The organism is Streptomyces spiroverticillatus (genome assembly GCA_014650415.1).
Classification (GTDB): Bacteria; Actinomycetota; Actinomycetes; order Streptomycetales; family Streptomycetaceae; genus Streptomyces; species Streptomyces spiroverticillatus.
Window position 1 is genome coordinate 199,097 of record BMUX01000001.1, and the last position, 15,638, is coordinate 214,734.

Here is a 15,638-nt window from a genome sequence, read left to right on the forward strand (position 1 = left end):
CCCCGGACTCACCACTGCCCCCGGACACACCACTGCCCCGGTGACGCGCTCGCGCGCGGCCGGGGCAGTGGAGAGATGTAGAGCGCTTTCCGCCTTCAGGCGTTAGCCGACGACCTTCTTCAGGGCGTCGCCGAGTGCATCGGCCTCGTCCGGAGTCAGCTCGACGACAAGTCGACCGCCGCCTTCGAGCGGAACGCGCATGACGATGCCCCGCCCCTCCTTGGTCACCTCGAGCGGGCCGTCGCCCGTCCGCGGCTTCATGGCCGCCATGCTCGTTCCCCTTCCTGAAACCAGCTCACGCAGCCGACAACCCAGGTGTCACCGGCATCGAACACATTGCTTCCAGGCCATTATCCCGCATCGCAGGACCCAATGACCAACATCGGTTCGCATCGCTTGCGCAACGCGCAGCCGCAAAACCACTCAATTCGGCGATCCGGCTGCGATACTTCGCCGCTTCGTACCGTCCCCGGACGTCTTTTTGTTTGACGCAGGTCACATGTGCAGCTTCCGAGATCTCCGCCATGCTGGCCTGTGCATGCCCATTTTTCCGCTCCCGGGAGCCTCTCAGCGCTCCCGGAGGCCTTCAGGAGGGGACCGACCATGGCCGACACCGTGCTCTACGAGGTGACCGACGGACTCGGGACGATCACGATCAACCGTCCCGACGCCATGAACGCGATGAACACCGAGGCCAAGGTCGCCCTGCGGGAGGCGGTGCTGGCCGCCGCCGAGGACACGGCGGTACGGGCGGTCCTGCTGACGGCGACCGGGCGGGCGTTCTGCGTCGGTCAGGACCTCAAGGAGCACATCTCCTCGCTGACCGCCGACCGCGAGGCGGGCACCGGCAACACGATGAGCACCGTGCGCGAGCACTACAACCCGATCCTCCGGGCCCTCGTCGACATGCCGAAGCCGGTCGTCGCGGGGATCAACGGGGTCGCCGCCGGTGCGGGGCTGGGCTTCGCGCTGGCCGCCGACTACCGGATCGCCGCCGACACGTCCGCGTTCAACACCTCTTTCGCCGGGGTCGCGCTGACCGCGGACTCGGGCGTGTCCTGGACGCTGCCGCGGCTGATCGGCTACGGCCGGGCCTCCGACCTGCTGCTCTTCCCGCGCTCGATCAAGGCGCAGGAGGCCCTGGAGCTGGGTCTGGTGAACCGGGTGGTGCCGGCCGCCGCGCTGGCCGCCGAGGCGACGGCCATGGCGCGGGCGCTCGCGGAGGGTCCGACGGTCGCGTACGCCGCGCTGAAGGCGTCTCTCGCGTACGGCTCGGAGCACGGCCTGAGCGACACGCTGGAGAAGGAGGACGAACTCCAGTCGCTGGCGGGCGCCTCGGAGGACCACGCCATCGCGGTCCAGGCCTTCGTCGACAAGGCGAAGCCGAAGTACCTGGGCCGCTGAGCCGGGCCGGGGGCCTGAGTTCTGGTCAGCCCGCCTTGGTGCGCCGCTTCTTCGCGGCCTTGCCGCCGCCCCGGGCGACGCAGTCGGCGAGGTGGTCGTCGACCAGGCCGCACGCCTGCATCAGGGCGTAGGCCGTGGTCGGGCCGACGAAGCGGATGCCGCGTTTCTTGAGGTCCTTGGCGAGCGCCGTCGACTCGGGGGTGACGGCGGGTACGTCAGCGAGCGTGCGGGGTGCGGGGCGGCCGGCCGGGTCGGGGGCGTGCGACCAGATCAGCCGGTCGAGGTCGCCCTCGGGCCACTCGGCGAGGACGCGCGCGTTGGCGAGGGTGGCCTCGATCTTGGCGCGGTTGCGGATGATGCCGGGGTCGGCGAGCAGACGGGCCGCGTCGTCGTCCGTGAAGCGGGCGACCTTCGCGATCTCGAAGCCGGCGAAGGCGGTGCGGAAGCCCTCGCGGCGGCGCAGGATCGTCAGCCAGGACAGGCCCGACTGGAAGGCCTCCAGGCACAGCCGCTCGTACAGCGCGTCGTCGCCGTGGACCGGGCGGCCCCACTCCGTGTCGTGGTACGCCGTGTAGTCCTCCGTGGAGAGCCCCCAGGGGCAGCGCAGCGCGCCGTCGGGGCCGGGTGCTGCTGCGGTCACGGCTTGGGCTCCTCGGGGGCGGGGGGTGCGTCCTGGGGCTCGGGGGCTTCCGGGGCGGGTGCCGCTTCGGGCTCGGGGGCTTCGGGGACGGCGGCCTCGGCAGCAGGTGCCGGTGCAGCGGCTTCGGGCCCGGACGGGGCGGCGGAGTCCGGCGGGGCTGCGGCCTGCGCTGCTGGGGCTGCGGCGGGGGGTGTCCAGGGGTGCTCCGGCCCGGCGGGGGTGTGGTGCTTGGTGAAGAGGTCGGGGTTGCCCGGGGCGGTGGCCTGGGCGCCCGCGAGGGCCGCTTCCAGTTCGGCGATACGGGAGTCCCGTTCGGCCAGTTCCGCGCCGACCCGGCCCAGGACGTCGTCCACGTCCGCCATCCGGTAGCCCCGTACGGCAAGCGGCAGGCGCAGCGCCTCGATGTCCGCGCGGCCGATCGGGCGGGTCAGCGGCAGCGGGTCCACCAGGTGGTCGGGGGCGGCCTCGGGCAGCGGCCCCTGCTCGCCGCCGGTGCCGACGACGGCGAGCGTCACGGCGGCGACGACCACCACCATCGCCAAGAGCAAGAACACGAACACGAGCGGCTCCCCGGGCACGGACTAGGACGGTGCGGAAATCTTCCGGCCCCGATCGTGCCATGCGGGTGTGACAGTTAAGGTCGCAGACGGCCTCACCTGGGCCGTCGGAGGTCCGTGACGAGGAGGAAGCTGAAGATGCTGCGGCTGGGACGGCGTGTTTTCGAGGACCACGAGCCGGTGATCATGGCGATCGTGAACCGCACCCCGGACTCCTTCTACGACCAGGGCGCGACCTTCCGCGACGAGCCCGCGCTCGCCCGGGTGGAGCAGGCGGTGTCGGAGGGGGCCGCCATCATCGACATCGGCGGGGTCAAGGCGGGCCCCGGCGAGGAGGTGAGCGCCGAGGAGGAGGCACGGCGGACCGTCGGCTTCGTCGCCGAGGTGCGGCGCCGGCACCCGGACGTCGTGATCAGTGTCGACACCTGGCGGCACGAGGTCGGCGAGGCGGTCTGCGAGGCGGGCGCGGACCTGCTGAACGACGCGTGGGGCGGCGTCGACCCCAAGCTGGCCGAGGTCGCGGCGCGGTACGACGTGGGCCTGGTGTGCACGCACGCGGGCGGGGCCGAGCCCCGCACCCGGCCGCACCGGGTGACGTACGAGGACGTGATGGCCGACATCCTGGACGTCACGGTGGGGCTGGCCGAGCGGGCGGCGGCGCTGGGCGTGCGGCGCGACGCGATCATGATCGATCCGGGGCACGACTTCGGGAAGAACACCCGGCACAGCCTGGAGGCGACGCGGCGGCTCGGCGAGATGGCGGACACGGGCTGGCCCGTGCTCGTATCGCTGTCGAACAAGGACTTCGTCGGGGAGACGCTGGACCGGCCGGTCAAGGAGCGGGTGATCGGGACGCTGGCGACGACGGCGGTGTCGGCGTGGCTGGGGGCGCAGGTGTACCGGGTGCACGAGGTCGCGGAGACCAAGCAGGTGCTGGACATGGTGGCGTCCATCGCGGGCCACCGGCCGCCGGCGGTCGCCCGCCGGGGCCTGGCGTAAGCACCTGTCGTACGAGGCGGGGCCCGCCCTGTATCGGCGTGTCGGCCAGTGGCGGACCCCGGGAACGGACCTACTTGCCGGTCTCCTTGGACACCAGCGCGACCGCCTCGTCCACGTCGTCCGTGACGTGGAAGAGGAGCAGGTCCTTCGCGGAGGCCTTGCCCTCGGCGATCACCGTGTTCTGCAGCCAGTCGACCAGCCCGCCCCAGTACTCCGTCCCGAACAGGACGATCGGGAAGCGGGTGACCTTCTGGGTCTGGACCAGGGTCAGGGCCTCGAAGAGCTCGTCGAGCGTTCCGAAACCGCCCGGAAGGACGACGAAGCCCTCCGCATACTTCACGAACATCGTCTTTCTGACGAAGAAGTAACGGAAGTTGACCCCGATGTCGACGTGCTCGTTGAGCCCTTGCTCGAAGGGCAGCTCGATGCCGAGGCCGACGGAGACGCCGTTCGCCTCGCGGGCGCCCTTGTTGGCCGCCTCCATCGCGCCGGGGCCGCCGCCCGTGATCACCGCGAAGCCCGCCTCGACCAGGGCCCGTCCCAGGCGCACGCCCGCGTCGTACTCCGGGGAGTCGGCGGGGGTGCGCGCCGAGCCGAAGACGCTGATGGCGCTGGGGAGTTCGGCGAGCGCGCCGAAACCCTCCACGAACTCGGACTGGATGCGCATGACCCGCCACGGGTCGGTGTGCACCCACTCCGAGTCGCCCTCGGTGTCGAGGAGACGCTGGTCCGTGGTGCCGGGCTGGACCTGTTCCCGGCGGCGCAGGACCGGACCGAGCCGTTGCTCCTCGGGCGTCCGTCCCTCTTCAGGATGCGTCATGCCGTGCTCCCTTCGCTGCCGTACGTTGTCCGGTCAGGGTAGGTCCACGGATGTGACGAATGATGAAATTCAGGCCGTCAGCCAGGCGTGGAGTCGTTCCTCGCCCTGAAGGACCTTGGCGACTTCCACCCGCTCGTCGCGCTTGTGGGCGAGCAGCGGGTCGCCGGGGCCGTAGTTCACGGCCGGTACGCCGAGCGCGCTGAAGCGGGCGACGTCGGTCCAGCCGAACTTGGGGTTGGCCCTGCCGCCGACCGCCGCCATGAAGGCCTGGGCGGCGGGGTGGGACAGACCCGGGAGGGCGGCCGGGGAGTGGTCGTCGACGACGAACTCCGCGATGTCGCAGTCGGCGAAGACCTCGCGGACGTGGGCGAGGGCCTGCTCCTGCGAAAGGTCGGGCGCGTAGCGGTAGTTGACGGTCACCGAGCAGGCGTCGGGGATGACGTTGTTGGCGACGCCGCCCTCGACGCGGACGGCGTTCAGCCCCTCGCGGTACTCCAGGCCGTCGATCACCGGGCGGCGCGGCTCGTACGCCTCCAGCTTCGCCAGGATCGGCGCGATCTTGTGGATGGCGTTGGCGCCCATCCAGCTGCGCGCGGAGTGGGCGCGCTCGCCGGTGGTGTGCAGGATGACGCGCAGGGTGCCCTGGCAGCCGCCCTCGACCTCGCCGTACGACGGCTCCAGCAGGACGGCGAAGTCGGCGGCCAGCCAGTCGGGGTGGGCGTCGGCGACGTGGCCGAGGCCGTTGAGATGGGCGGCGACCTCTTCGTTGTCGTAGAAGACGAAGGTGAGGTCGCGGTTGGGCTCGGGGACGGTGGCGGCGATACGGAGTTGAAGCGCGACCCCCGCCTTCATGTCGCTCGTCCCGCACCCCCAGAGCACCCCGTCCGCATCCAGCCGGGACGGGACGTTGTCCGCGATCGGAACGGTGTCGATGTGCCCGGCGAGCACGACGCGCTCGGGGCGGCCGAGGTTCGTGCGGGCGACGACGTTGTTGCCGTGGCGGTCGACGGTGAGGTGCGGGAGGGTCCGCAGGGTCTGCTCGATGGCGTCGGCGAGGGGCTTCTCGCTGCCGCTCTCGGAACGGAAGTCGACGAGCTGGGCGGTGACGTGGGCGGCGTCACGGGTGAGGTCAAGGGGGGTCTCGGACATACGGCCGAGCCTAGCCGGGGACGATCGTGCGCCTTCAGGGGCGCGGGGAACTGCGCGACCAGCCCCCACTCACCCGCACGGAACCCTCCCATGCCCCCGCGGGTTTAGGTGAAGGGGCGGGGCTGGGGACCCCCTGGCCCGGCGGGCCGGTGCTTCACGCCTCCGGCACCGGGAGGCGCCCCGAGGGCCCTGCGGCTGCGCGCGTCCGGGGTGCAAGGTGCGGGCAGGGGCCGGGACCGGGGCGGGCCCGGATCGGGAGGGGCCGCCCCCGGGGGGCGGCCCCGCCGCCCAAGGGGACGAGGGAAGAGGAGGGAGGGGCGGCCCCGCCGGCGAAGGGGACGAGGCGGAAGTGGGAGGGGGTGGGCTCCTTGGCCCGAGGCCGGGAGGACCGGAGGCCCCCAAGTGCTCCAGTACCTTGGGCCTGTGGCTCAGGTTTCCGCTTCCTCTCCCCTCCGCAGCCGTGCCGTCCGGATCGGCGCCGGTGTCGCCGTGCTGGTGGCCCTCGCCGGGTACGCGGCGGTGCAGTTCTTCGCCGGTGGCCAGGGAGACACCCGCTGCTTCGTGCGCGGGGGCCCGGAGGGCGCGGAGAGCGGCGCCCGCTACGAGCTGACCGCCGAGCAGGCCGTCAACGCGGCGACCATCTCCTCCGTGGGCACTTCGCGCGGCATGCCCGAGCGCGCCGTGACCATCGCGCTGGCCACCGCCCTCCAGGAGTCCGCCCTGCGCAACATCCGGCACGGCGACCGGGACTCGCTGGGCCTGTTCCAGCAGCGCCCCTCGCAGGGGTGGGGCACGGAGGAGCAGATCCTCGACCCCGCGTACTCGGCGGGCCGCTTCTATCAGCACCTCACCGAGGTCCCCGGCTACTCGCGGCTGCCGCTGACCGTGGCCGCCCAGCGCGTCCAGAAGAGCGGCTTCCCGCAGGCGTACGCCAAGCACGAGCCGGACGCCGCCCTGCTGGCCTCCGCCCTCACCGGCCGCACCCCCGCCTCGCTGTCCTGCGAGTCCCGCCGGGGAGACGACAGCACGCCGGGCGATCCCGCGAAGGTACGGGAGCGCCTGGTCCGGGACTTCGGCGCCGGGGTCCTCCCCCGCGACCGGAAGGCCGCCGCCCCGGCCGGTGCCCCCGACGCCCGCACCGTGACCGTCCCCGTCCCGCAGGAGACCGGGACCGCCCGGGGCGTCACCGGCGTCACCGCTTCCCCGCAGCAGCGCGGCTGGGCGCTGGCCCACTGGGCGATGGCGCACTCCGCCGAACTGCGCGTCACCCGCATCGCGTACGGGGACCGCGAGTGGCGCACCACGGAGGCCGGGAAGGGCTGGCAGAAGGTTCCGGCGGGCCGAGCCGGTGCGGGCCAGATCCGGATCACCACCTCCCCGTAAGAACGGAGAACCCGTTCACCCGCACCCCGGCCCCCACCGGACAAACAACCGATAACGGGCAGATCACTCCCGGGTCAAGACCCGGTCACCGTCCGAACACCGGGCGATCACCCGTCCCACGCGTCACCCGAAGGGAGGCGTCCGGGCCGTCCCGCGAGCGGGCGCGCCGACACCCCGTCCCGCCTCGGGCTCCGTCCGCCAATTCCCTTGCGAATCAAGGGGAGCGAGCACTTTTCGCGACCGCCGGACGCTTCGCCTTTGCCCGTTTTTATCCGCACCGGACCATGCGCCGCATTGCGAACTCTTTACCTCGGCGCACCGCAACCTCCCCCGCCCTCCGAGCGGTTGTCATGGCGTCCGATCGCCGGACAGACAGCGCCTCACAAGCGTCCACAACGTCTTCTCCCGCTAAGGAGCACCATGTCCCTCCCCCTGGCTCGTCGGATCGCCCGCGCCGCTCTCATCAGTGCCGCAGGCGCTGCTTCCGTGATCGGTGCGACCGGCTCCGCCAGCGCGGTCGACCTCCCGGCTGCCCCGAACCTCGGTGGCCTGACCGCGCTGGACGGCGCCGGTCTCGGCGACACCGTCGACGGCGCGTCGCAGAAGGCGTCCAACGTGGCGGGCGACACCAGCAGCGCTGCCGTCAAGAAGGCCGTCCCGGCCGCCGGCAAGACCGTCGGCAAGGCCGGCAAGACCGCCACCCCGGCCGCCCAGAAGGCCGCCGGTGACGTCGCCGGCAGCGCCGGTGAGGTGCTCGGCGAGACCGCCAAGACCGCCACGGACGGCGGCCTGCCCACCGGTGGCCTGCCGACCGGCGGCGGCCTGCCCGGCGCCGACACCCTGCCCCTCAAGGGCCTGCCGCTCGGCTAAGCAGCACGCCGAGCAGCCTGCGCAGCACGAAGGGGCCCCGGGAGGGCGAATCTCCCGGGGCCCCTTCCTGTGCGTACGACAGAGGTACGTACGGAGCAGTCTCAGACCGCCAGCCGGGCCACCGCCGCAGCGACACGCTCGTCCGTGGCCGTGAAGGCGACGCGCACGAAGCGTCCGCCCGCCTCCCCGTAGAAGTCGCCCGGCGCCACCAGGATGCCCAGCGACGCGAGGTGGGCGACGGTCTGCCAGCAGTCCTCGTCGCGGGTGACCCACAGGTAGAGGCTGGCCTCGCTGTGCTCGACCCGGAAGCCGTGCGCGACCAGCGCCTCGCGCAGGGCCGTGCGGCGGGCCGCGTACCGCTCGCGCTGCTCGGCCACGTGCGCGTCGTCGCCGAGCGCTGCGACCGTGGCGGCCTGCACCGGGGCGGCGGTCATCATGCCGCCGTGCTTGCGGATCTGGAGCAGGTCGCCGAGGACGGCCGCGTCACCGGCGATGAACGCGGCCCGGTATCCGGCCAGGTTGGAGCGCTTGGAGAGGGAGTGGACGGCGACGATCCCGTCGAGGGAGCCGCTACAGACGTCCTCGTGCAGGACGGAGACCGGGTCGGCCTCCCAGCCCAGCTCCAGGTAGCACTCGTCGGCGACCAGCAGGATCGCGTGCTCGCGGGCCCAGGCGACGATCCGGATCAGCTCGTCCTTGGCGATGACCTTGCCGGTCGGGTTGGACGGCGAGTTGAGCCACAGGAGCTTGACCCGGGAGGGGTCGAGGTCGGTGGTCGGATCGTCGTAGACGACGTGCTCGGCGCGGGCCAGACGGGCGCCGACCTCGTACGTCGGGTAGGCGAGCCGCGGGTAGGCGACCTGGTCGCCGGGGCCGAGCCCGAGCTGGGTCGGCAGCCAGGCCACCAGCTCCTTGGAGCCGACCACCGGCAGGACGTTGGTGTGCTGCACCTCGCGGGCGCCGAGCCGCCGCTCGACCCACTGCACCAGCGCGTCGCGCAGCGCGACCGTGCCCCACACCGTCGGATAGCCGGGCGAGTCCGCGGCGGCGACCAATGCCTTCTGGATCAGCTCGGGGACCGGGTCGACGGGGGTGCCGACGGAAAGGTCCACGATGCCGTCCGGGTGGGCCGCGGCCGTCTTCTTGTACGGCTCCAGCTTGTCCCAGGGGAAGGTGGGGAGGCGGTCGGTGACTGTGGACACGGTGCGGGTCGCTTTCTCGTACGGGTGCAAGGAGAGGTGCGCAAACGCCCCGGTCCCGTACGGCAGCGAAGGCCGTACGGGACCGGGGTCGACACTCGGTGGCGCGTACCGCCTACTGGTTCTGCGGCGGCAGCGCGGCGATGAACGCGTGGTCGCGCTCGATCAGGCCCAGCTTGGAGGCACCACCCGGCGAGCCGAGGTCGTCGAAGAACTCGACGTTCGCCTTGTAGTAGTCCTTCCACTCCTCCGGAGTGTCGTCCTCGTAGAAGATCGCCTCGACCGGGCAGACCGGCTCACAGGCACCACAGTCGACGCATTCGTCCGGGTGGATGTACAAGGACCGGGAGCCCTCGTAGATGCAGTCGACCGGGCACTCCTCGATGCACGCCTTGTCCTTGACGTCGACACAAGGCTGCGCGATGACGTAGGTCACGCTGTCGTTCCTCCTCGATAGGGCGCGGCGGGCCGAGCTTCTCCGGCTCCGTCCACGGGCGCGCGGGAGCGCGGCGTCGTGCGATGCCCGCACCTAGTATCTCCGCTCACGAGCAGGATCCGAACAGGAGGGGTGGGCAGAGCCGTGGAATTCACTGCCGGCGGACAACTTGAGGTCCGGCTGAGCCCGGATGACGTGGGCAAACGGGTATCAGTCCGGCGTCTGACCGGGGACTCTGCGGCGGGTGCCCGCTTCGCGGACGTCGTGGGCGTGCTCACTTCCTGGCACGGCGGTGTGCTGTCGATCACACGAAAGAATGGTGAGACGGTACGGGTCGACGCCTCCGCGATGGTCGCGGGCAAGCTCGTGCCCGCCGCCCCGGCCCGACGGCGCGGCCCCTCGGCGACCTTCACGGAGCTGGCGACGGTGACCGCGCGGGCGTGGCAGCCGCTGGAGAGCGAGCAGCTCGGCGAGTGGACCCTGCGGGCGGCGAACGGTTTCACCCGGCGCGCGAACTCCGTGCTGCCGCTGGGCGATCCGGGGGTCCCGACGGGCGAGGCGCTGGCGTACGTACGGCGGTGGTACGCGGAGCGGGGGCTTCCGGCGTACGTCCAGGTGTCGACCGGCGCCGAGGGGACCCAGGAGGTCCTGGGGGCGGAACTGGCCGAGCACGGCTGGGAGTTGGACGTAACGGCGCTGGTGCGGATCGCGGCGCTGGCACCCGTCGGCGACCTGGACGCGGGTCCGGCGGAGGCGGACGTGGCGCTGACGCGGGCGGCGGACGCCGCGTGGATGACGCGCTACCAGCGCTTCGAGAAGCCCGGCCCCGAGGTCGAGAAGGTGCTGCACAGCGGGCCCTCGGTGTGGTTCGCGACCGTGCCCGGCGAGGAGCCGGGGAAGGCGGCGGCGATCGGGCGGTGCGTGGTGGACGGGCGGTGGGCCGGGTTCGCGGCCGTCGAGGTCGATCCGGCACACCGGCGGCGGGGACTCGCGACGGCGGTCATGGCCGTACTGGCGCGCAAGGCGCTCGACGAGGGGGCGTCGGCCGCGTGGCTCCAGGTGGAGGCCGACAACGAAGGGGCGCGTGCGCTGTACGAGGGGATGGGATTCGCCACCCACCACAGTTACCACCACTACCGGGTGGCATAGCCCGGGTACGACGGTTTCACGGAACGGGTACGAGGGTTTCATGGACGAGGCAGCAGACGGCACGGCCGAGGGCGAACGGGACGACTGGCGGGCGCAGTTCGCCGAGGAGGCGCGGGCCGAGCACCCCGATCTGGCGACGCTGTGCCTGCTGATCGGCGCGGTCGGCGACCCGGACCTCGGGCAGGACGGGATCGACGGCGCGCAGATCGAACTGGACCGGCTGGCGGGGCTGTTGCCGTTCCGTCCTGCCGGGCCGCGCTCCTGGGCGACGGCGCTCGCCGAACTGCTGGGCGCGCGCTGCGGGTTCGAGGGCACACCCGGGGACTACCGGCGGCTGGACTCCTCGCTGCTTCCGGCGGTGCTGAAGCGGCGGCGGGGGCTGCCGATCCTGCTGTCGGTGGTGTGGATGGAGGTGGCCCGGCGGGCCGGGGCCCCGGTGTACGGGGTGGCGCTGCCGGGGCACTTCGTGGTGGCGTTCGGGGAGCCGGGGGCGCAGGTGCTGGCCGATCCGTTCAACGGGGGCAGGCTGCTGACCGGGGCGGATGCGGAGCTGCTGGTCGCGGGGGCGACGGGTGAGCCGCTGGATGCGTCGATGCTGCGGGCGGCCGATCCGCTGGACATCGTGATGCGGGTGCTGAACAACATCCGGGCGTGGGCCTCCGCCCGGCCCGAGCGCAGCGACGTACAGCTGTGGGCGGTGGAGCTGGCGCTGCTGCTGCCCGCGCATCCGGCGCGGCTGCGCTACGAGAAGGCCCAACTGATGGTGCAGCGCGGGGACTTCCTGGGCGGGGCACGGGAGCTGGAGGCGTACGCGGACGTGGTGGAGGCGGTGGAGCCGGCATCGGCGGAGGCGATCAGGGGGCGGGCCAGGGCTGCCAGGGCCCGCCTCAACTAATCCTCGGTGACTACCACTTGGCTCCGGCGATCTGGCGGGTGGTGGCGTTGAGCCGGTTGAAGAGGTTGCTGACGCCGATCCACAGGGTGATCGCGGCGAGCTGCTTCTCGTCGTAGTGCTTGGCGGCCTCCTCCCAGACCTCGTCGGTCACCGGGTTGGGGCGGTCGGCGAGGCGGGTGGCGGACTCGGCGAGGTCGAGGGCGGCGCGCTCGGCGTCGGTGAAGTACGGGGCCTCGCGCCAGACGGACACGGAGTCGATGCGCTCGTCGCTCTCCCCCGCCTTGCGGGCGCTGGCCGCGCCGCCGACGACGCAGACGCTGCATCCGTTGATCTGGCTGATCCGCAGGTGGATCAGCTCCAGGGTGGACTCCGGGACGCCGCCCTTCCGGGCCGCCTTGGCGACGGAGAGGATGGCGGGCAGGGCGTCGGGGAGGATCGTGGCGGGGTTGGCGATACGGGCTTCCATGGCAGGCTCCTCAACTAGGTGTTCAGGGCGCTTGGTCGCGCCCACACCCTTATGACGGAGCCCGCGCGGGAAGTGTGACCGGTCGCGGAAAAACTTTTCCCGGGTTTCTGGAGCTTCTAGAGCCAGCCCTTTTCGCGGGCCACGCCGACCGCTTCGGCGCGGTTGCGGGTGGCGAGCTTCTGGATGGCGGTGGAGAGATAGTTGCGGACGGTGCCCTGGGAGAGGTGCAGGGCGGCGGCGATCTCGGCGTTGGTGGAGCCGTCGGCGGCCACCCGCAGGACTTCGCGTTCGCGGTCGGTGAGCGGGTTGGCCCCGCCCGCCAACGCAGCGGCCGCCAGGGTGGGGTCGATGACCCGCTCCCCCGCGAGGACCTTGCGGATGGCCTCGGCGAGCTGGGCGGCCGGGGCGTCCTTCACCAGGAAGGCGACCGCGCCCGCCTCCATGGCGGTGCGCAGATAGCCGGGGCGGCCGAAGGTGGTGAGCACGACGACCTTCACCCCGGGCAGTTCGGCGGTGAGCTGCCCGGCGGCCTCGATGCCGGTCATGCCGGGCATCTCGATGTCCAGGAGGGCCACGTCGACGGGGGTGGCGCGGGCGGCGGCCAGCACCTCGTCGCCGCGGGCCACCTGGGTGACGACCTCGATGTCGGGCTCCAGGCCCAGGAGTGCGGCCAGTGCCTCGCGGACCATCGACTGGTCCTCGGCGAGCAGGACCCGGATGCTGTCGGTGCTGGTCATGAGGGTGATCCTAGGTTCCGTCCGCCGGCAGGGGGACCCGGGCCCGCAGGGTGAAGCCGGGGCCGGTGGGGTCGGGTGCTGCCGTGCCGCCGACCTCGGCGAGGCGTTCGCCCATGCCGGTGAGGCCGTTGCCCCGGCGCTGGGGGCCCTCGGCGCCCCGGCCGTCGTCGGTGACCGTCAGCTCCAGGAAGGCGCCGTCGAGGGTCTGGCTGCGGCACAGGCGCACGGTGCAGTGCCGGGCACCGCTGTGGCGTACGACATTGGTGACGGCCTCCCGCAGCGCCCAGGCGAGGGCCTCCTCCTGCTCCGGGGGTACGTCGGCGAGCTCGCCCGGGGTCTCGACGGGGACGTCGGACTCGATGCCGGCGGCGGCCAGCGCGGTGCGGGCGCCCGCGAGTTCGGCGCTGAGGGTGGCGCGGCGGTAGCCGGTGACCGCCTCGCGGACGTCGACGAGTGCCTGGCGGCTGACCTTCTCGATGTCGGCGACCTGCTGGGCGGCCTGTTCGGGGTGGCCGGGGAGCATCTTCCCGGCGAGCTCGCTCTTGAGGGTGATCAGGGAGAGGGAGTGGCCGAGGAGGTCGTGCAGGTCGCGGGCGAGGCGCAGGCGTTCCTCGTTGGCGGCGAGCTGGGCGACGGTGGCCCGCGCCTCCCTCAACTCCTGTGTCGTACGGACCAGTTGGCGTACGCCGACCATCGCGCCGCCGATCATCAGGGGCAGCAGGGCGACCGCCTTCAGCTCGTGCCAGTCGCTGCGGGCGACACCGATGAGGACCAGGACCAGGGTGACGCCGGGGATGCTCCAGCGGGCCTGCCGGACGGGCAGGGTCGCTCCGGCCGACACGGCGACGTACACGAACAGGGCCAGCCAGCGGTCGCCGAGGGTGAGGCTCAGTAGGCAGGCGAGGGCGAACTGGGCGCCGAGCGCGGCCCAGGCGATGCGCGGGGGCAGGGTGCGGAAGCCCTGGCCGAAGACCAGTTTGGCGAAGAGGGTGACGTACACGGCGACGAAGGCCAGCAGCCCCAGGGCACCGAGGGCGGTGACCAGGGGCTGGTGCGCGGCGCTGAGGAGGTCGCCGAGCGGGTCGCCCAGGAAGACCAGCCAGACGGCAATCGCCACGACCTTGGTCGGGATGTTCCGGGGCCTCTGGCCGATCGGGGCGGACCGCACGGCGGTGCCTGGGGGTTCCTCGTTCACGCCTTCAACGTGTCCTTCCGGTACAGCCAGGCCGCGCCGCCCGCGAAGAGCAGGAAGTACACGGCGAGGACGGCGACGTCCTTGGCGTGCGGGGCGCCGCCCAGCTCGATGGCCTGGCCGAGGGCGGCGTACGCGTGCGTGGGGAGCCACTCGGCGATGTTCTGCAGCCACTGAGGGTAGAGGGTGGCCGGCATCCACAGGCCGCCCAGGATGGACAGTCCGAAGTACACGATCATCGTGACGGGGCGGACGGCGTCGCCGCTGGCGATGTAGCCGAGGGCGACCCCGAGCGCGGCGAAGACGACGCTTCCGGCCCAGATGACGGCGGTCAGCGCGATCCACTGCCAGGCGTCCAGCCGTACGCCCTTGGCGGCCGCGGCCACGACGAACACGATCACGATGGCGGGCAGGGTGACGACCGCCGAGCCCGCGATCTTCGCGAGGACGTAGCCGCGGCCGGGGAGGCGGGTCAGGCGGAGCTGGCGGACCCAGCCCTTCTCGCGCTCCTTGGCGATGCGTTCGCTGTTGCCCATCAGGACGGAGGTCAGGGCGCCGAAGGAGGCCATGGCGACCATGACGAAGAGGGGCATGGTCAGGTCGGAGCCCGGGACCTTCGCGTTGCCCTGGGTGCCCGCGATCATCAGGAAGAGGGCGGAGGGGTAGATCACCGAGAAGAACATGAACTTCTTGTTCCGCAGGGTGCGGCGGATTTCGAGGGCGATGAGGGTCTTCATGCGGACAGCGCTCCCTGCGAGTTGTTCTCTTCTGCTTCGGTGATCGCGACGAAGGCCTGTTCCAGGCCGAGTCCGGCGACTTCGAGGTTGCGCGGGTAGAGGCCGAGCCCGTACAGCGCGTGGACGGTCGCGTCGGCGTCGTGCGACTGCATGCGCACGGTGCGGCCGGAGACCTTGAGGGCGGTCAGGAACGGCAGTGCGCCCAGCGCGCTCTCGTCGATCGCGCCCTCCAGGTCGAAGGCGATCCGGCGGGCGCCGGCCTTCGCCTTGATCTCGGCGGCGGTGCCGTCGGCCAGCAGGCGGCCCTTGTGCAGGACCAGGACGCGGTCGGCGATGGCGTCGGCCTCCTCCAGGTAGTGGGTGGCGAACAGGACGGTTCGGCCCTGGTCGGCCTGGGCGCGCATGGTGGCCCAGAAGGCCTGGCGGGAGGTGACGTCCATGCCGGTGGTGGGCTCGTCGAGGACGATGAGGTCGTTGGCCCCGGCGGTGGCCAGCGCGAAGCGGACGCGCTGTTCCTGGCCGCCGGAGAGCTTGTTGACCATGCGGTCGGCGATCTGCGCGACGCCCGCCCGGTCGAGGACCTCTTGTACGGGGTACGGCTTGGGGTGCAGGTCGCAGGCGAGGCCGACGATCTCGCGGACCCGCACCTCCTCCATCAGGCCGCCGCTCTGGAGCATCGCGCCGACCCGGCCCTGGGCGATGGCCTGCTGCGGGGTGGTGCCGAAGAGGCTGACCGTGCCGGTGTCGGCGGGGCGCAGGCCGAGGAGGAGGTCGAGGGTGGTGGACTTCCCGGCGCCGTTGGGGCCGAGGAGGGCGACGGTCTCGCCGGGGCGGAGGGTGAGGGTGAGGTCGGCGACGGCCTTGACGGGGCCGTACGCCTTCGTCACTCCGGTGAACTGGACGGGTGTCGTCTGCATGCTTCAAGGGTGGCGATTTCCCCTGGTGGGCGGCAGAGACGGGCGTCCGGTGTTCGGCATGACAGATGTCATGGGCCCGGACGCGCGG

The 15,638-nt window shown here is 72.2% G+C and carries 18 protein-coding genes; 6 read left to right on the plus strand and 12 right to left on the minus strand.

Annotated features, from left to right (window positions below; genetic code table 11):
• Window positions 1-102: 102 nt before the first annotated feature.
• Complete coding sequence (locus IE269_RS00940; RefSeq protein WP_003966491.1) at window positions 103-270, minus strand: DUF3117 domain-containing protein; 168 nt, start codon at window positions 268-270, stop codon at window positions 103-105.
• A gap of 333 nt (window positions 271-603) precedes the next feature.
• On the opposite strand from IE269_RS00940, the gene chcB reads away from it, so the two are divergent.
• A complete protein-coding gene (gene chcB, locus IE269_RS00945) occupies window positions 604-1,404 on the plus strand; it encodes a 2-cyclohexenylcarbonyl CoA isomerase (protein ID WP_189820725.1) in 801 nt (266 codons plus the stop codon).
• Between the two features lie 25 nt (window positions 1,405-1,429).
• On the opposite strand, the gene IE269_RS00950 is transcribed toward chcB, so the two are convergent.
• Together IE269_RS00950 and IE269_RS43685 are read right to left on the minus strand one after the other, a co-directional pair.
• A complete protein-coding gene (locus IE269_RS00950; protein WP_189820726.1) occupies window positions 1,430-2,044 on the minus strand; it encodes a DNA-3-methyladenine glycosylase I in 615 nt (204 codons plus the stop codon).
• Entirely contained in the window at window positions 2,041-2,604 is a 564-nt protein-coding gene (locus tag IE269_RS43685) for a DivIVA domain-containing protein (RefSeq protein ID WP_189820727.1), read from the minus strand. The genes IE269_RS00950 and IE269_RS43685 overlap by 4 nt, the downstream gene beginning before the upstream one ends.
• A 135-nt stretch (window positions 2,605-2,739) precedes the next feature.
• Between IE269_RS43685 and folP the strand changes: the two genes are divergently transcribed.
• The gene (gene folP, locus IE269_RS00960; protein WP_189821325.1) at window positions 2,740-3,600 is read left to right on the plus strand and encodes a dihydropteroate synthase; all 861 of its coding nucleotides are present in this window, start codon (window positions 2,740-2,742) and stop codon (window positions 3,598-3,600) included.
• A 70-nt stretch (window positions 3,601-3,670) separates the two neighbouring features.
• Here folP and IE269_RS00965 read toward each other — a convergent pair whose 3' ends face one another.
• Window positions 3,671-4,420, minus strand: a complete 750-nt coding sequence (locus IE269_RS00965) for an LOG family protein (RefSeq protein WP_189820728.1) — start codon at window positions 4,418-4,420, stop codon at window positions 3,671-3,673.
• Window positions 4,421-4,489: 69 nt separating this feature from the next.
• Window positions 4,490-5,569 carry a succinyl-diaminopimelate desuccinylase gene (gene dapE, locus IE269_RS00970; protein ID WP_189820729.1) on the minus strand — a complete coding sequence of 360 codons (1,080 nt, stop codon included), beginning with the start codon at window positions 5,567-5,569 and terminating at the stop codon, window positions 4,490-4,492.
• Window positions 5,570-5,992: 423 nt separating this feature from the next.
• Between dapE and IE269_RS00975 the strand changes: the two genes are divergently transcribed.
• Both IE269_RS00975 and IE269_RS00980 read left to right on the plus strand, forming a co-directional pair.
• Complete coding sequence (locus IE269_RS00975) at window positions 5,993-6,952, plus strand: hypothetical protein (RefSeq protein WP_229897380.1); 960 nt, start codon at window positions 5,993-5,995, stop codon at window positions 6,950-6,952.
• 420 nt (window positions 6,953-7,372) lie between these two features.
• Window positions 7,373-7,822 (plus strand): ATP-binding protein, encoded by a 450-nt coding sequence (locus IE269_RS00980; RefSeq protein WP_189820731.1) that lies wholly within the window; start codon window positions 7,373-7,375, stop codon window positions 7,820-7,822.
• Window positions 7,823-7,923: 101 nt separating this feature from the next.
• Here IE269_RS00980 and dapC read toward each other — a convergent pair whose 3' ends face one another.
• Entirely contained in the window at window positions 7,924-9,024 is a 1,101-nt protein-coding gene (dapC, locus tag IE269_RS00985; protein WP_189820732.1) for a succinyldiaminopimelate transaminase, read from the minus strand.
• A gap of 112 nt (window positions 9,025-9,136) precedes the next feature.
• Window positions 9,137-9,457, minus strand: a complete 321-nt coding sequence (gene fdxA, locus IE269_RS00990; RefSeq protein WP_014154250.1) for a ferredoxin — start codon at window positions 9,455-9,457, stop codon at window positions 9,137-9,139.
• 144 nt (window positions 9,458-9,601) lie between these two features.
• Here fdxA and IE269_RS00995 point away from each other — a divergent pair, with 144 nt between their 5' ends.
• A complete protein-coding gene (locus IE269_RS00995) occupies window positions 9,602-10,606 on the plus strand; it encodes a GNAT family N-acetyltransferase (RefSeq protein ID WP_189820733.1) in 1,005 nt (334 codons plus the stop codon).
• A gap of 40 nt (window positions 10,607-10,646) precedes the next feature.
• Window positions 10,647-11,501, plus strand: coding sequence for a transglutaminase-like and tetratricopeptide repeat-containing protein (locus IE269_RS01000; RefSeq protein WP_189820734.1), 855 nt, complete (start codon window positions 10,647-10,649; stop codon window positions 11,499-11,501).
• A gap of 10 nt (window positions 11,502-11,511) precedes the next feature.
• On the opposite strand, the gene IE269_RS01005 is transcribed toward IE269_RS01000, so the two are convergent.
• The 5 genes from IE269_RS01005 to IE269_RS01025 all read right to left on the minus strand — a co-directional run bounded on the left by IE269_RS01005 (window position 11,512) and on the right by IE269_RS01025 (window position 15,550).
• Window positions 11,512-11,967, minus strand: coding sequence for a carboxymuconolactone decarboxylase family protein (locus tag IE269_RS01005; protein WP_189820735.1), 456 nt, complete (start codon window positions 11,965-11,967; stop codon window positions 11,512-11,514).
• 116 nt (window positions 11,968-12,083) lie between these two features.
• Window positions 12,084-12,704, minus strand: a complete 621-nt coding sequence (locus IE269_RS01010) for a response regulator transcription factor (protein WP_189820736.1) — start codon at window positions 12,702-12,704, stop codon at window positions 12,084-12,086.
• Window positions 12,705-12,714: 10 nt separating this feature from the next.
• Window positions 12,715-13,899 carry a sensor histidine kinase gene (locus tag IE269_RS01015; RefSeq protein ID WP_438817514.1) on the minus strand — a complete coding sequence of 395 codons (1,185 nt, stop codon included), beginning with the start codon at window positions 13,897-13,899 and terminating at the stop codon, window positions 12,715-12,717.
• Window positions 13,896-14,633, minus strand: coding sequence for an ABC transporter permease (locus IE269_RS01020; protein WP_189820737.1), 738 nt, complete (start codon window positions 14,631-14,633; stop codon window positions 13,896-13,898). Before IE269_RS01020 ends, IE269_RS01015 begins: the two co-directional genes overlap by 4 nt.
• A complete protein-coding gene (locus tag IE269_RS01025) occupies window positions 14,630-15,550 on the minus strand; it encodes an ABC transporter ATP-binding protein (RefSeq protein WP_189820738.1) in 921 nt (306 codons plus the stop codon). Before IE269_RS01025 ends, IE269_RS01020 begins: the two co-directional genes overlap by 4 nt.
• Window positions 15,551-15,638 lie beyond the last annotated feature (88 nt).

Coding starts and splice junctions, on each gene's coding strand:
- folP (WP_189821325.1), top strand. CDS start 2,740: ATGCTGCGGCTGGGACGGCGTGTTTTCGAGGACCACGAGCCGGTGATC.
- IE269_RS00965 (WP_189820728.1), bottom strand. CDS start 4,420: ATGACGCATCCTGAAGAGGGACGGACGCCCGAGGAGCAACGGCTCGGT.
- IE269_RS01025 (WP_189820738.1), bottom strand. CDS start 15,550: ATGCAGACGACACCCGTCCAGTTCACCGGAGTGACGAAGGCGTACGGC.
- IE269_RS01005 (WP_189820735.1), bottom strand. CDS start 11,967: ATGGAAGCCCGTATCGCCAACCCCGCCACGATCCTCCCCGACGCCCTG.
- chcB (WP_189820725.1), top strand. CDS start 604: ATGGCCGACACCGTGCTCTACGAGGTGACCGACGGACTCGGGACGATC.
- IE269_RS01000 (WP_189820734.1), top strand. CDS start 10,647: ATGGACGAGGCAGCAGACGGCACGGCCGAGGGCGAACGGGACGACTGG.
- IE269_RS01020 (WP_189820737.1), bottom strand. CDS start 14,633: ATGAAGACCCTCATCGCCCTCGAAATCCGCCGCACCCTGCGGAACAAG.
- dapE (WP_189820729.1), bottom strand. CDS start 5,569: ATGTCCGAGACCCCCCTTGACCTCACCCGTGACGCCGCCCACGTCACC.
- IE269_RS00940 (WP_003966491.1), bottom strand. CDS start 270: ATGGCGGCCATGAAGCCGCGGACGGGCGACGGCCCGCTCGAGGTGACC.
- IE269_RS01010 (WP_189820736.1), bottom strand. CDS start 12,704: ATGACCAGCACCGACAGCATCCGGGTCCTGCTCGCCGAGGACCAGTCG.
- IE269_RS00980 (WP_189820731.1), top strand. CDS start 7,373: ATGTCCCTCCCCCTGGCTCGTCGGATCGCCCGCGCCGCTCTCATCAGT.